Origin of the sequence: Porphyromonas sp. CAG:1061 (genome assembly GCF_000435035.1) — a bacterium.
GTDB lineage: Bacteria > Bacteroidota > Bacteroidia > Bacteroidales > Porphyromonadaceae > Porphyromonas_A > Porphyromonas_A somerae.
Genome location: NZ_HF988868.1, coordinates 1 through 14,011 on the forward strand (window position 1 = coordinate 1; position 14,011 = coordinate 14,011).

Consider the following 14,011-nt stretch of genomic DNA (forward strand, 5'->3'; position numbering starts at 1 on the left):
AAAGTCTCAGCACATTTGCGTCAAATGTGCGAAAATGGCACTTCGTGCAACATTCTCAATTATGACCTAGTGGCTTTCATCAGGAAGAATGAGGGTCCCTTCCCCTTGAAGTGATCATCAAAAAGGTGGTAGCGATGCACCTTTCCCATCACCTCCTTTGAGTAATCATACTGGCTGTAGCCGATAAACTCCTGGCCTTGGTGTGCAGAGAAGAAAGCATGGATCTCATCTTGAGACTTGAGGGGAAGATCGGCTCCCGATATTAAGTGAAAGTACTGATAACTATCTCTACTGGTAGCAGCCCTCAAAAGGCAAACTCGGCCTCGAGCATTCGCACAGAACCCCATCGCACATCTATCCGCTCATCAATTAGGTAGAGCCGACATTTCTGAACCGCTAGCGAAGGGAGCTCTTTCACTTTTTTATCCACATGGACATAAAGGTCGTTCCGCTCATCATCAAGAGCAGAGACGAGACACTGCAGCAACTCAAAATCCCCATGAGCCAATATCAAGTAGGCGTGTTTCACTTCGACAAAAGTTTACTTTTAATAAATCTCTTAGCCCTATACAACTTGCGTGAAAGCGGAAAAAAGCTACTAATCAACTTATATTTCAAGCCATTTCGAAGCTTTACATCGTACCTATTTACAGTGTCCATTATCTCCTTAAGTCCTTCTTCAACTTCAAATTGCTCAACTTTTGAAAGAGGCTCTTTTAATGCAAAAGCACGAAAGTACTGAAGGATATAATTACTAATGCAGTCAGTTACCGCTTGTGGGGTATCACCATTCCATTCCTCAAGGAGTATTATTGCATTTCTGTAAAATGAATGTACCGCTTGGGAGTTAAATCCCCCATAACTTTGAGAGGTAGCCCCTTCCTCTCTTATATAATAGACATAAAAGGCTTTGTCAATATTCAGTAGCAGGTTCGAATGCCTGTAATACCGCAAATTAAACACCTCATCCTCATGAATCACAATTCCCTCCGGAAATTGAATGCCATATTTAGAAACAATCGACCTTTTATACACATTCATCCAGACCATCATTTCACCTAGCTTCACCTCCCCTTTGAGAAGTGCATCACAATAGATTGGTGTGAGCTTAGCTACTCCAAGATCACCAGCAAACTCACGACCGGAGCCACTAAATGTCTTTTGATAAGTATAGTGATAGAGATCGGCAGATTGTTGATCTATAATTTTTACTATTTCTTCGCAGAAATAGGGAACAAAATAATCGTCTGGATCACAGAAGGTGACGAAGTCGCCTGTGGCTAGTGACAAGCCTTTATTCCGAGCAGCTGAGACGCCTTGATTCTCTTGCTCTATATACCGCATAAAGGGGTACTTATCGGCATACTCTTTAGCAATGACACCAGAATTATCGGGGGTTCCATCATTGACCAAAATTACCTCATAAGGCAATAAGCTCTGCTCGACAAGGGCATCGAGACATCGCCTAAGGTAGCGCTCAACATTATAAATCGGTATAATTATAGATAGGGTAGGCATATAATATGCTAATTGACTGGTTAATTATTTGACAAACTTATACATAAATTCTGAGATGGCCCTCTCAAACCATAAAAAGGGAGCTCACTTTGGCTAGCATCGCTATTCGGGCAAAAAAAGCTCAGACCAAATCGGCAAAATAAATATTATTTGGGTACCTTTGCTCTGCTACTAAAGGCAAAGGCCATCACAAAGGATTTAAAATAAGATTTAAGAGCGTGGCAAGCAGGTAGCAAGAATATTCAGAGACAAGATTAATATATGGAGACGGTATTAAGTGGAATTCGCCCCACTGGCAACCTACACCTAGGTAATTACTTTGGGGCTATGAAGAGCTTCCTTAAGATGCAAGATGAGTACAACTGCTATTTCTTTATCGCAGATTGGCACTCGCTGACTACGCACCCACACCCCGATAATATCCTCAATAATACGCATACCATCCTAGCCGAGTACCTCGCTTGTGGGCTAGACCCCAATAAAGCTACGATATACGTGCAAAGCGATGTAAAGGAGGTGCTGGAACTGTATATGTACCTCAATATGAATGCTTACCTCGGTGAGCTAGAGCGTACCACCACATTCAAGGATAAGGCCCGTAAGCAGCCCAATAATGTCAATGCAGGGCTACTGACCTACCCTACTCTCATGGCATCGGATATTCTGATGCACAGAGCACACAAGGTGCCCGTAGGTAAGGATCAGGAGCAAAACATGGAGATGGCACGGAAGTTTGCCCGTCGCTTTAACCATATCTACGAGGTAGACCTATTCCCCGAGCCAGAGTCCTTTAGCTTTGGCAAGGAGGCACTCAAGATACCTGGCCTAGATGGCTCTGGTAAAATGGGTAAGAGCGAAGGCAATGCGATCTATCTGATGGACGACGAAAAGACCATCAAGCAGAAGGTGATGAAAGCGGTGACCGACTCTGGCCCTACAGAGCCCAATTCACCTAAGCCAGAGCCAATTGCCAATCTATTTACCTTCCTGAGCATCGTTTCTACACCCGATACTTACCAGCACTTTGATGAGGCTTACAATAAGTGTGAGATACGGTACGGCGACCTCAAGAAGCAATTGGCAGAGGATATCAATGCCTGCTGTGCACCCATCCGCGAGAAGATCATCGAGTATCGAAAAGATACCGACCTCCTTGAGAGAGTGGCCAAAGAGGGAGCTGAGAAGGCTAGGGAGAATGCCCGCCAAACAGTAGAGATGGCAAGAGAGATCATAGGATTTCCTAAGATGAGATAACACAAAAACAGATAAAGAGAGAACGAGAAAATGAACGGAATGACAGACAATCTGAATACCCTTAGCGGTAAGGTGATCAAAATACTTCCTCTTGTGTCAGGAGATAGCAAGCACAAGCCTGGAGAGAAATGGTACAGACAGGAATTCGTAATCGAGACCTACGCTCAGTATCCTAGGCAAGTATGCTTCCAAATATGGGGCAAGGATAGGATAGACGCTGCCAATCTCCAAATGGGTGAGGACGTGACCGTCACCTACGAGCTATCGAGCCGTGAGTACCAAGAGCGTTGGTATACTAGTGCCGATGCCCGCAACATCATGAAGGGGATGCCACAGCAGCAGGGCTACGGAATGCCTCAGCAACCAGGTTACGGGATGCCTCAGCCAGGATATGGCATGCCTCAGCAACCACAACAGCCACAGCAACCACAGCAAGGTGCTACACAAATGCCAGGCACCAATGCCCCATTTGGACCACAACAAGGGGGTGGCGACGACCTGCCATTCTAAATAAAAGCCAGAAAAGTGACAGTAGCTACTAGTCTTTCTCCCACGAGAAAGCTAGTTGCTACTGACCTATTTACCACCAAGCTACGGGGGAGAACAAGCTTTGGGAAAAGCTAAAGTTATATACAAAGAGAGATAAAAGGAGATACCTCCAGGGCATTCATAGCCGAGCGACACCAACCAACACTAATAGTACAACACAAAAACAGTCGACTCAAAACCACTGGAGCCTGTGATATCCTACTAAGAGAGCAGACAAAAGAAATCACAAAGAGAGAGAGAAAGAAAGGAAGAGATTGTTATGGGATTTAAAGAGGTGATGGCACTACGCCAAGAAGGAAACCTAACAGAAGCACTAACACTAGCCCAAAAAGACTACCAAGAGAATCAAGACCAATGGTCTGCTTCGGCACTATTTTGGGTATTGAAAGACCTAGCTACACAACAGATTAATGAGGAAAAGAGAGAGGAAGCCCAAAGACTGCTAGAGCAGATGGAGCAGATCGTGGGATATATGGGAGCCACCGCTAATGTGGCACAAGAGTCCCTCTCAGCTCTCCGCATGGAGTTCATTCCTCATTATAGCGAACTTGCTAGCCTAGCAGAGGAAGCCAAAAAGACAAAGAATAGAGTCCGAGTAAAAGAGATATTCAATACCACTCTCGAATGGCTCGAGGAAAGTAATGCGACCCCCGATGAAGCACTTCATCCCGCCTATGCTGAGATAATCTACTGCTTCCTTTCAAGGTACTACCAGCATATACCATTCGAAGAGTTTGCGGGTGCCTACAACCACTACCTAGCACTACATAATGAGCGCCCCTCAGAGCTACACTCTAGGATGCTTAAAATAGCCGTGGAGGCGAAAAGAGCATTTGGGCATCACCTAAACTTTGTAGAGCTTTTGAGCAAATGGGGATATGCCAACCTTCGCCAGGAGGACTGGCAGAGAGGCAAAGCAGGCTATGGTGATATCGAGCGTGCACTAGGCGAGGAGGTACTCTTCACAGCCACCACTGAGCTAACTGTCGAAGAGTCCAAAGAGGTACCGGAACCACTCCTCCAGCTACTCAGCGATGCAATCAGCTACTTCCCTGAGGATAGCTTAGCACAGCTTTCCAAGGCACGAATCATGGCACTACAAGGTGCAGAGCAGGAGGCTCTACTTCGCTACGAACTCCTGCTACAGGACAATGAAGAGCCTATGGCATGGGCAGAATATGCCTACCTCACCGACGATCCCGAGATACGCCTCGGGGCACTTTGCATGGCACTTAGGGAGGAAAAAGACGACTACCGCGAGTACATCACCAAGGCTAGGATCGAGCTAGCAAAGCTATTGATACAGAAGGAAATGTACGCAGAGGCACTCAGAGAACTCTCCTTTGTGGCACAGATCTGCCTTGAGAAAGCACGCACACTGCCCGAAGAGCACCCTGCCCTCATGGCAATGATCCCTAGCGATACCGTGCAAAGCAAAGACAATAAAGACCTCTACTATACCCTATCTCGCCCGGCATTAGCACACATCTTTAGAGAGTTACCAGAGGTGCCAATGATGGTCTACGATGCGATGGCGATGAGGCTCAAAGATCAGTCCAACCAAGTAGTGCCTATGCTCAAATTAATCACCCCAGAGGGCAAGACAGCACTTGTCACCCCCAAAGAGTCAGGCATACTCCCTGGAGACAATAGGGGCAACATCTATATGGTCAAGCTACTAGAGCGCCACCGCAAGCATACCAAGGTAGTACAGCTCACCCTCTCCGAAGAGAGTGATCCCAAAGAGTTATTCCCCACTCAGGTAGGGATGATCAATGGCTATAGCGAAGCACTACACGCCTACCACGTGATGGATAGCAATAGCCGTCACCACTACCTTCCTGGCCAGCCCAATGAATATACACAGGGAGAGTTTATTCGCTTTGTTCTTCTTATCGAGAAACAAATACGCAAGGGCAATAATACCCCACAAGCACGCGAATTTATCTACCATATTGAAAGGGTAAATCCTACCGAAGCCATCCTTACATTCAATCCTCTTAAGGCAGTGGTAGAGGATATCCGAGGGGATCAATACCTACTCCATACAGAGCAAGGCACCCCCAGCTTCGTCAATCTATCAGTGGCTCCAGTAGAGCTATCAGTTGGAGATAACGTGATCGTACGTGGCTTCCAACAGCGGCACAAAGATCGCTTTACAGGACAAGCAAAGTACAGCTTTGTGACGCTATCTATTGAGCCCTACTTCGAAGTGTAGTAGGCTCCCGATAATATAATATGAGAGGGTGCGTGTGATAACTATTCACACGCACCCTCTTTTTGGAGACTGTTGCACGAAGGCGATCTGCTGCGTTGCTTTCGGAATTCAGCCTAGGTCACGTACGTGAGTACGCTCCCTTCGGCCTCATCCTCAGCGCCTTGCATCTCATCCTTCGTGCAACATTCTCTTCTGTATTACAGCTAATCTATGATCAAGCACCGTGGAATTCGTACGTCTCCATAGTGTGCCTTGCGATCAGAGTAAATAGGTGCTCCGTCAGCTCATCGGTCACCTCCAACACCTTATTCAGCATACGGTCCGAAAACTCTTGTAGCAAGTCCTTAGCGGCTAGCGGGCGCTCCTCATAAATAGCAAGATACTCCTTAATCATCTCCTGCTCACGCTGTGCGATCTCTTCTTCGAGCTTCCGATAGGTCTCCTTGATGATAGGTGCATAGCGATTATAATCCACCATACCGAGTGTCTGTACATGGCGAAGCCGCCAGTAAGCCGACTGATTATCCGAAACACCACCACCTATTCTCCACGCTTCTGGATAGGAAGAGATGCCCTCATAGAGAGGCACAAAGATACCGAGTGCTGCCATTCCCTCACACATATAGTCCACCTGTGCGATCTCCTTTGGGAGGTTAGGCTTCCGCTGCAAAATATGCGTTTGAGTTGTGCGGAATATCGAGATAGGTCTCCACTTCTCCTTAGGATTACTGTGGAGATAAGGGTCGTGCTCCGTATCATTGTAGTGCGTGCGGAATGCCGCCTTGATATCCTGGAGGGTCAACTTCTTATCCGAGCCCATGAAGACAGGGAAGTCATTTTTAGTCACATCCTGCTCCTTGCTAGGTGTAAAGAGCTTCTGGAGATACCATACACGTGGATAGCTGTAGGTGGTATCCAGCTTCTCATCCCTAGCATAAGCGGTATGGAAGTCGAACTCACCCTCAAATAGCTGATGCTCACGAGCGAAGTCAATCAAATCGCTAGAGGCGAGATAATTCTTCTTATCCTTTGGGTCGTAGTCCCTAAACCGGCTCTGGTTGCCAGAGACAAAGTACTTATCCTCAGGGATACGAGTCGCCAACCAACGGTGCCCAGAGGCGGTCTCGAGGTACCACATCTCATGCTCATCGATAAAGCTAATCCCAAAGCCCTCAGCAATTCCGTACTCCTCAATCAAAGCGCCTAGTCGCTCCACTCCCTCACGTGCAGTGGTGATATAGGGCAGGACAATATTGAAGACACAATTCTCCCCTAGTCCGCTCTCCACAAGAGGGTCACAAGCGAGTGCCTTTTCAGAGCTAAAGATACTCTCCGTGGCACTCATCCCCACGCCGGCACGATTAAATCCTGCGCTACCCCACTCTCCATGAAGGTGGTAAGGCGAAAGGGCTGAGTAACCAATGCAATGCTTAGGGAGCGGACACCTAAATGGCGTCTCCTTTGCCACAAACTCCTCAGGTCCGTTATCAGTCGTCTCAAAGATCTCCAAATTCTTAGCCACCATTGCATCCCAATCCTCAGAGCGGGCAGCAATCATAGAGCCATCCTCCATCAGTTGACTACCCACGATAATCGTAGTGCACTCCGAAGGATACTTCTTCATTTCTTCTTTCATACTTCAATCCTATTTTTAATTTACTTTCTTACTATTGAAAAAAGGGGCGTATCTAGTCGATACACCCCTTTGCTTTTATTCGAAGAGTACTTCATGCACGATTTCCGACACGGTTGGGTGTGGGAATACATGCCGTTTCAGTCCTTCGACCGTTAGATTCTCAGTCATTGCCATGCCGATGGTCACGATAAACTCAGAGGATGGGTTACCGATCATGTGCCCGCCGAGGATACGCCCATCGTTGGCATCAACGAGCAGCTTAAAGAGACCATTGCCTCCCTCATTCTCCACCACAAATCGGCCAGCAAAGCTAGCAGGTAGGCCCAGCACCTTGTACTCAACGCCCTTCTTCTGTAGCTCCTCCTCAGTGGCTCCTACCCCTGCAATCTCAGGGTGCGTATAGACTACACCAGGGATCACATCATACCGCATTGGGTCGCCCTCGCCACTAAGAATATGCTTCACAGCCACTTCCCCTTCACGGATAGCGGTGTGTGCCAGCATAGAGTGCCCATTCACATCACCAATCGCATAGATGCGAGGGTTGGAGGTACGGAGATACTCATCCACAATGATATTGCGCTCCACCTTAACATTCAGGGCATCCAGTCCAAGATCCTTCAGCACCGCTCTACGACCGGCACTCACCAAGATACGCTCGCCCTCTAGCTCTTGCTGCGTGCCATCGGGTAGCTCTACGGTCAACCCCTTAGCAGAAGCTGCCACCACCTTGGTATTGAGATAAAACTTCACGCCACGCTTCTCGTACTCAGCCTGAAGATGGCTAGATATCTCGCCATCCATAGGGCCTAGGATCTTTGGCATCATCTCTACTACAGTGACTGGTACTCCAAAGCTATTGAATACGCTGACAAACTCCATCCCAATCACACCTCCGCCCACAATCAGGATGCTCTCAGGTAGCTCCTTGGTATCAAGTGCTTCACGACTGGTCCAGTACTCCACCTCACTTAGCCCAGAGATAGGAGGTACAAACGCCTCAGAGCCAGTAGCCAAGATCACCTTATCTGCCACATAGCTTTCGTCATTGGCACGGATCAGCACCCCATCGCCATTCTCACCGATAAGCGTAGCAGTCGCCTCGACCGTCTCCACGCCGGCATTCTTGAGCTTCTGAGCCACACCAGCCACCAGCTTACGGACAATCTTAGACTTCCTCGACACCACCTTCTTGTAATCGGCAGTGATCTCCCCCTCTATATTGATGCCATACTTCTTTGCTTCCTTGATGCTATCCAGCATATTGGCACTATAGAGCAGTGCTTTGGTAGGGATACACCCTTCGTTGAGGCAAACGCCCCCCACCTTGTTTTTCTCAAAGAGTACCGTCTTAAGTCCAGCTTTTGCCGCGATAGCTGCTACATTGTAGCCCCCTGGGCCACCCCCTAGCACAGCCAAGTCATATTTTTTCATACTATATATATTGTATTAGTGATTAGATATTCTGTTACCTCCACAAGATACACATTATTCCCCAAACTCCATCAAAAAAAAAACAAGTTGATGCAAAGTGCTAGCCGATTGGTATAGCAATTTGAGACGTTTACTCCGCAGTCATTAATCCAATCCTCCCACTTGTGGAAAGTTGAACAAACTAATCTAGCGTGACCAATTCTTAGACCACAAAAAATAGGTTAGGAGAGAGTGCAAAAAACGCTTTTATAATGAGCTGATAACCAGAATCCTACAAAAGCAAAATCTTAGTTGCAACTAAGCGATCGGTTAGTTGCAACTCGGCAATTGCTTAGTTGCAACAAAGCAAATGGTTAGTTGCAACTAAACTTTTGCTCTACTAACCCATAGATTTAGATGAGGCAAAATAGGGGGCAAAAATCCATCCTCCTTTATTCTCGCCACAATTTCAAACATATTGCCCCTCCACCTCAAATATATTCAGTATATTTGTGTCACTGAATTAGAGACAAATTTATTATCAAACTTACAATAACCTACTATGGTGGAAACATCTAAGAAATTTGTGCTGGACAGCACTCTACCAGTTTATCCCGAATTTATCAAGGGAGTAAGAAGAGCACCCGACCGTGGGTACAGACTAACGAAAGAGCAGACCAAGGTGGCACTGCGTAATGCGCTGAGATATGTGCCTAAGGAGCTACATAAGGAGCTAGCACCTGAATTCCTAGAGGAGCTAAAGACCCGTGGCAAGATCTACGCTTACCGCTATCGCCCTGAGGGCAATATGAAGGCGAAGTCTATTGACGAGTACAAGGGCAAGTGCCTTGAGGGGAAGGCTTTCCAGGTGATGATCGACAATAACCTTTGCTTCGATATCGCCCTCTACCCCTATGAGCTAGTGACCTATGGCGAGACTGGTCAGGTCTTCCAAAACTGGCTACAATATCGTCTCACCAAGAAGTATCTCGAGGAGCTTACAGAGGAGCAGACGCTGGTAGTGGCAAGTGGTCACCCACTAGGTCTATTCAAGAGTAATCCAAGTGCCCCACGTGTGATCATCACCAACTCTATGATGATCGGGGAGTACGATAATATTGAGGATTGGGAGGTAGCTGCCCAGATGGGTGTTGCCAACTATGGTCAGATGACCGCAGGAGGCTGGATGTACATTGGGCCACAAGGCATCGTACACGGCACCTACAATACGATTCTGAATGCAGGGCGCTTGAAGCTAGGCTTGGGACAAGACGACAACCTCGCTGGCAAGCTATTTGTCTCCTCCGGACTAGGAGGTATGAGTGGAGCTCAGCCTAAGGCAGCCGATATCGCTGGTGCTACATCGATTGTGGCCGAGGTGGATGAGAGCCGTATCCATATCCGCTACGAGCAGGGATGGGTGAATCACATTGCTCACTCTCTGGAGGAGGCCTTTGAGATGGCACGCAAGGGTATTGAGAGCAAAAAACCTACCTCTATCGCCTACCTGGGCAACGTGGTAGACCTTCTGGAGTATGCTTATGCACATGATATTCATATTGACCTACTCTCCGACCAGACCAGTTGCCACGCAGCTTACGAGGGTGGTTATTGCCCTGTAAGTCTTACCTACGAGCAGCGTACCGAGATGCTCTTCAAGGATCGCAAAGGCTTTAAGAAGGAGGTAGATAAGGGGCTACGTCGCCACTTTGAGATCATCAAGAAGTTGGTGGCTAAGGGCACCTATTTCTTTGACTACGGCAATGCCTTCATGAAGGCCTGCTTCGATGCTGGCGTGAAGGAGATTTCTCGTAATGGCTATGACGATAAGGATGGCTTTATCTGGCCTAGCTATGTAGAGGATATTATGGGTCCTGAGCTATTCGACTATGGCTATGGTCCATTCAGATGGGTTTGCCTCAGCGGGAAGCATGAGGATCTACTGAAGACCGACAAGGCGGCAATGGATTGCATCGATCCTGACCGTCGTGCACAGGATAGAGACAACTGGATATGGATCCGTGATGCCGAGAAGAATCAATTGGTGGTAGGAACACAAGCTCGTATCCTTTACCAAGATGCTCTTGGTCGTATGAATATCGCCCTGAAGTTCAATGAGATGGTACGCAATGGCGAGGTAGGTCCTATCATGCTAGGTCGTGACCACCACGATGTGAGCGGCACCGACTCTCCATTCCGTGAGACTTCTAATATCCGCGACGGTAGCAACGTGATGGCCGACATGGCGGTACACTGCTTCGCTGGTAACTGTGCGAGAGGATTTAGCCTAGTAGCACTGCACAATGGTGGTGGTGTGGGCATCGGCAAGTCCATCAATGGTGGATTTGGCATGGTCTGCGATGGCTCTAAGCGGGCCGATGAGATCATTCGCTCCGCTATGCTTTGGGACGTAATGGGCGGTGTAGCTCGTAGGTCATGGGCACGCAATGAAAATGCAATGAGCACCGTGAAGAGCTTCAATGAGACACACGCCGATGGGTACCACATCACGGAGCCATTCTTAGTAGACGACGAAATTATTAACAACTTAATCAAATAAATGCAATGAAAAAGATCATGGAGTGCGTGCCTAACTTTAGCGAGGGACGCAACAAAGAGGTGATGGAGGCCATCTTGGCTCCACTTCGCAACAAGGAGAATGTAGTACTACTAGACTACAGCAACGACGAGGACCACAACCGTATGGTAGTCACCCTAGTGGGTGAGCCACAACCTCTTAAGGAGGCGGTACTCGAGGCGGTACGTGTAGCAGTTTCTAAGATAGATTTGACCAAGCATCAAGGCCAGCACCCACGTATGGGAGCGGTAGATGTGATCCCATTTATTCCTATCAAGGATGTCACTAAGGAGGAGGCTATTGAGCTTTCGAATGAGGTGGGTCGTATCATCGGTGAGGAGATCGGTGTGCCAGTATTCCTTTATGAGGACTCTGCCACTTCGCCAGACCGCAAGAACCTTGCTAAGATCCGCAAGGGTGAGTTTGAGGGAATGGCCGAGAAGATCAAGCTACCTGAGTGGAAGCCAGATTATGGCAAGGCTGAGCGCCACGCAACTGCTGGTACTGTAGCAGTGGGTGCGCGTATGCCTCTTGTAGCCTACAATGTCAATCTCGACCACCCAGATGTAGAGGTGGCTACTGCCATCGCTAAGCGTGTTCGCTTTATCGGCGGTGGTCTTCGCTTCGTGAAGGGTATGGGAGTAGACCTCACTGAGCGCCATCAGTCTCAGGTATCTATGAACCTCACTGACTACACCAAGACCGCTATCTATCGTGCTCACGAGATGGTACGCATGGAGGCTCAGAGGTATGGTGCTAAGATTGTAGGGGCAGAGATCATCGGACTCGTTCCTAAGGAGGCTCTAGAGCAGTCACTGGCTTACTACCTGAAGAAGGAGGAGATCGCCGAGGGTGAGTACACGCTTGAGCAGCTAGCAGAGGAGATGACTAAGTATCTACAGCTAGAGGGATTCTCAGTAGAGCAGATCCTCGAGTACAAGCTCAAGAAAGCCAATGCATAATAAGGAGAAAGGTAGTCTCTACCTATATAATATAGGGCAATTGGTTACCATGGCTGGAGGCCCCCGCAAAGGGGCTTCCGCTATGGGTGACCTTGCCATGATCGAGGGGCCAGCAGTGCTGGTGATTGAGGATGGAATTGTCACCTACGCTGGCAAGCAAAGCGACGCCCCTTGCCCTAAGGAGCAGGGGATGGAGTTTGTGGATGCCCAAGGGCAATGTGTCCTCCCTGGGTTTATTGACTCCCACACGCACCTAATCTTTGGTGGCTATCGGGAAGATGAATTCCAATGGCGACTAGCTGGCGAGAGCTACATGAGCATCATGGAGCGTGGCGGTGGTATTGCCTCAACGACCAAGGCAACTCGTGCGGCTAGCTTTGAGGAGCTTTCGGAACATGCCAAGAAGCACCTCGATGCTATGCTACGTATGGGCGTGACCACTGCCGAGGCGAAGAGTGGCTATGGTATGGACCGAGACACGGAGATCCGTCAGCTAGAGGTGATTCGCCACCTTGATGAGACCCATCCCATCTCGCTCTACCCCACCTATATGGGGGCTCACGATACACCAATAGAGTACAAGGGACGTCCGCACGACTACATTGACTTTATCATCCGTGAGATGCTGCCTCTAGTGAAGGAGAAGAACCTTGCTGAGTGTGTTGATATCTTTACGGAGAAAAATGTCTTTGAGCACGAGGATACACGCCGTCTGCTCAATGCCGCCAAGGAATTGGGCTTCAAGGTGAAGATGCACGCAGATGAGATTGTGCCGATTGGTGGAGCTGAGCTCGCTGCTGAACTGGGCTGTCTTTCTGCCGACCACCTACTCAAGATTTCGGACGAAGGCATCAAGGCGCTTGCTGCGAGCGAAACGGTAGCCACTTGCTTGCCTCTCACCGCTTTCTCACTGATGGACGACTATGCACCAGCTCGTAAGATGATCGATGAGGGGTGCTGCGTGGCAGTTGCTTCGGACCTCAATCCTGGCAGTTGCTTCTCAGCTTCTATTCCTCTACTGATTGCTCTTTCAACGATCTACATGAAGATGACGGTGGAGGAGACGATCGCTGCGCTCACCATTAACGCAGCCAAGGCAATCAATCAGCACGACAAGGTGGGTAGCCTAGAGGTAGGCAAAGCTGGCGATGCGGTAATCCTCAAGTACCCATCATACAAGTTCCTAAGCTATCACTTTGGAATGAACCTAGTAGACACCACGATTAAGAGTGGAAAGCTATACAAATACTAAAACTAATCACGATATGGAGAAGAAACTATTACAAAATCATACACTTGCAGAGTTTTGCAACGTTACAGCTGGAAGTGATCCAGTACCAGGTGGAGGTAGCGTATCGGCACTCGCTGGTACTATCGCCGCTTCGCTCACCGAAATGGTGGCGAACCTCACCATCGGTCGTAAGAAATACGTCGAGGTAGAGGAGGAGATGAAGGCAGTGGTAGAGAAGGCTAGAGAGGTGCATAAGGAGCTAATCGAAGCCATTGATAGGGATAGCGACGCTTATGACCTAGTCTCTCAAGCTTTTAAGATGCCTAAGGAGACGGACGAGGAGAAGGCAGCACGAAGTGCCAAGATTCAAGAGGCTACTAAGGTAGCTGCATTGGTGCCTATGGAGGTAGCCAAGACTACTTATGAGCTGATTCCTCTCATCGAGAAGGTGGTGATGAAGGGCAATCAAAACGCCATCACCGATGGCTGTATTGCTATGATGAACTGCCGTCTTGGTGTGCTAGGAGCACTGCTGAACGTACGTATCAATCTAGGGAGTCTTAAGGACCAAGCCTTTGTAAAGGAGCTTGCCGATGATTGTGAGCGTCTAGAGAAAGATATCACGGATATTGAGCATCGTATCCTCCAACAT

General features: G+C 48.3%; 12 protein-coding genes. 7 read left to right on the forward strand and 5 right to left on the reverse strand.

What is annotated here, in order from left to right:
* Nucleotides 1–59 precede the first annotated feature (59 nt).
* From QVO39_RS01825 to QVO39_RS01835, 3 genes are read right to left on the reverse strand one after another with little or no spacing between them, the layout of a single operon-like run.
* Nucleotides 60–347, reverse strand: coding sequence for a beta-1,6-N-acetylglucosaminyltransferase (locus QVO39_RS01825; RefSeq protein ID WP_021902768.1), 288 nt, complete (start codon nt 345–347; stop codon nt 60–62).
* Entirely contained in the window at nt 305–529 is a 225-nt protein-coding gene (locus tag QVO39_RS01830; RefSeq protein WP_021902769.1) for a beta-1,6-N-acetylglucosaminyltransferase, read from the reverse strand. Before QVO39_RS01830 ends, QVO39_RS01825 begins: the two co-directional genes overlap by 43 nt.
* Nucleotides 526–1,518, reverse strand: coding sequence for a glycosyltransferase (locus QVO39_RS01835; RefSeq protein ID WP_021902770.1), 993 nt, complete (start codon nt 1,516–1,518; stop codon nt 526–528). Before QVO39_RS01835 ends, QVO39_RS01830 begins: the two co-directional genes overlap by 4 nt.
* A gap of 261 nt (nt 1,519–1,779) precedes the next feature.
* Here QVO39_RS01835 and trpS point away from each other — a divergent pair, with 261 nt between their 5' ends.
* From trpS to QVO39_RS01850, 3 genes are all read left to right on the forward strand, one after another.
* On the forward strand, nt 1,780–2,772 hold the full coding sequence (gene trpS / locus QVO39_RS01840; RefSeq protein ID WP_021902771.1) for a tryptophan--tRNA ligase: 993 nt from the start codon (nt 1,780–1,782) through the stop codon (nt 2,770–2,772).
* Nucleotides 2,773–2,802: 30 nt separating this feature from the next.
* Complete coding sequence (locus QVO39_RS01845; protein WP_021902772.1) at nt 2,803–3,282, forward strand: DUF3127 domain-containing protein; 480 nt, start codon at nt 2,803–2,805, stop codon at nt 3,280–3,282.
* Nucleotides 3,283–3,580: 298 nt separating this feature from the next.
* On the forward strand, nt 3,581–5,539 hold the full coding sequence (locus QVO39_RS01850) for a tetratricopeptide repeat protein (protein WP_021902773.1): 1,959 nt from the start codon (nt 3,581–3,583) through the stop codon (nt 5,537–5,539).
* 214 nt (nt 5,540–5,753) lie between these two features.
* Here the strand turns inward: QVO39_RS01850 and QVO39_RS01855 are convergent, their stop codons facing one another.
* A complete protein-coding gene (locus QVO39_RS01855; RefSeq protein WP_021902774.1) occupies nt 5,754–7,175 on the reverse strand; it encodes a C69 family dipeptidase in 1,422 nt (473 codons plus the stop codon).
* A gap of 75 nt (nt 7,176–7,250) precedes the next feature.
* The gene (gene lpdA / locus QVO39_RS01860; RefSeq protein ID WP_021902775.1) at nt 7,251–8,609 is read right to left on the reverse strand and encodes a dihydrolipoyl dehydrogenase; all 1,359 of its coding nucleotides are present in this window, start codon (nt 8,607–8,609) and stop codon (nt 7,251–7,253) included.
* A gap of 541 nt (nt 8,610–9,150) precedes the next feature.
* On the opposite strand from lpdA, the gene hutU reads away from it, so the two are divergent.
* From hutU to QVO39_RS01880, 4 genes are all read left to right on the forward strand, one after another.
* Nucleotides 9,151–11,148 (forward strand): urocanate hydratase, encoded by a 1,998-nt coding sequence (hutU, locus tag QVO39_RS01865; protein ID WP_021902776.1) that lies wholly within the window; start codon nt 9,151–9,153, stop codon nt 11,146–11,148.
* A 5-nt stretch (nt 11,149–11,153) separates the two neighbouring features.
* A complete protein-coding gene (gene ftcD / locus QVO39_RS01870; protein ID WP_018027672.1) occupies nt 11,154–12,128 on the forward strand; it encodes a glutamate formimidoyltransferase in 975 nt (324 codons plus the stop codon).
* A complete protein-coding gene (hutI, locus tag QVO39_RS01875; protein WP_021902777.1) occupies nt 12,121–13,380 on the forward strand; it encodes an imidazolonepropionase in 1,260 nt (419 codons plus the stop codon). Before ftcD ends, hutI begins: the two co-directional genes overlap by 8 nt.
* A 13-nt stretch (nt 13,381–13,393) precedes the next feature.
* The coding region (locus tag QVO39_RS01880) for a cyclodeaminase/cyclohydrolase family protein (protein WP_288171523.1) at nt 13,394–14,011 on the forward strand (618 nt) is incomplete at its 3' end.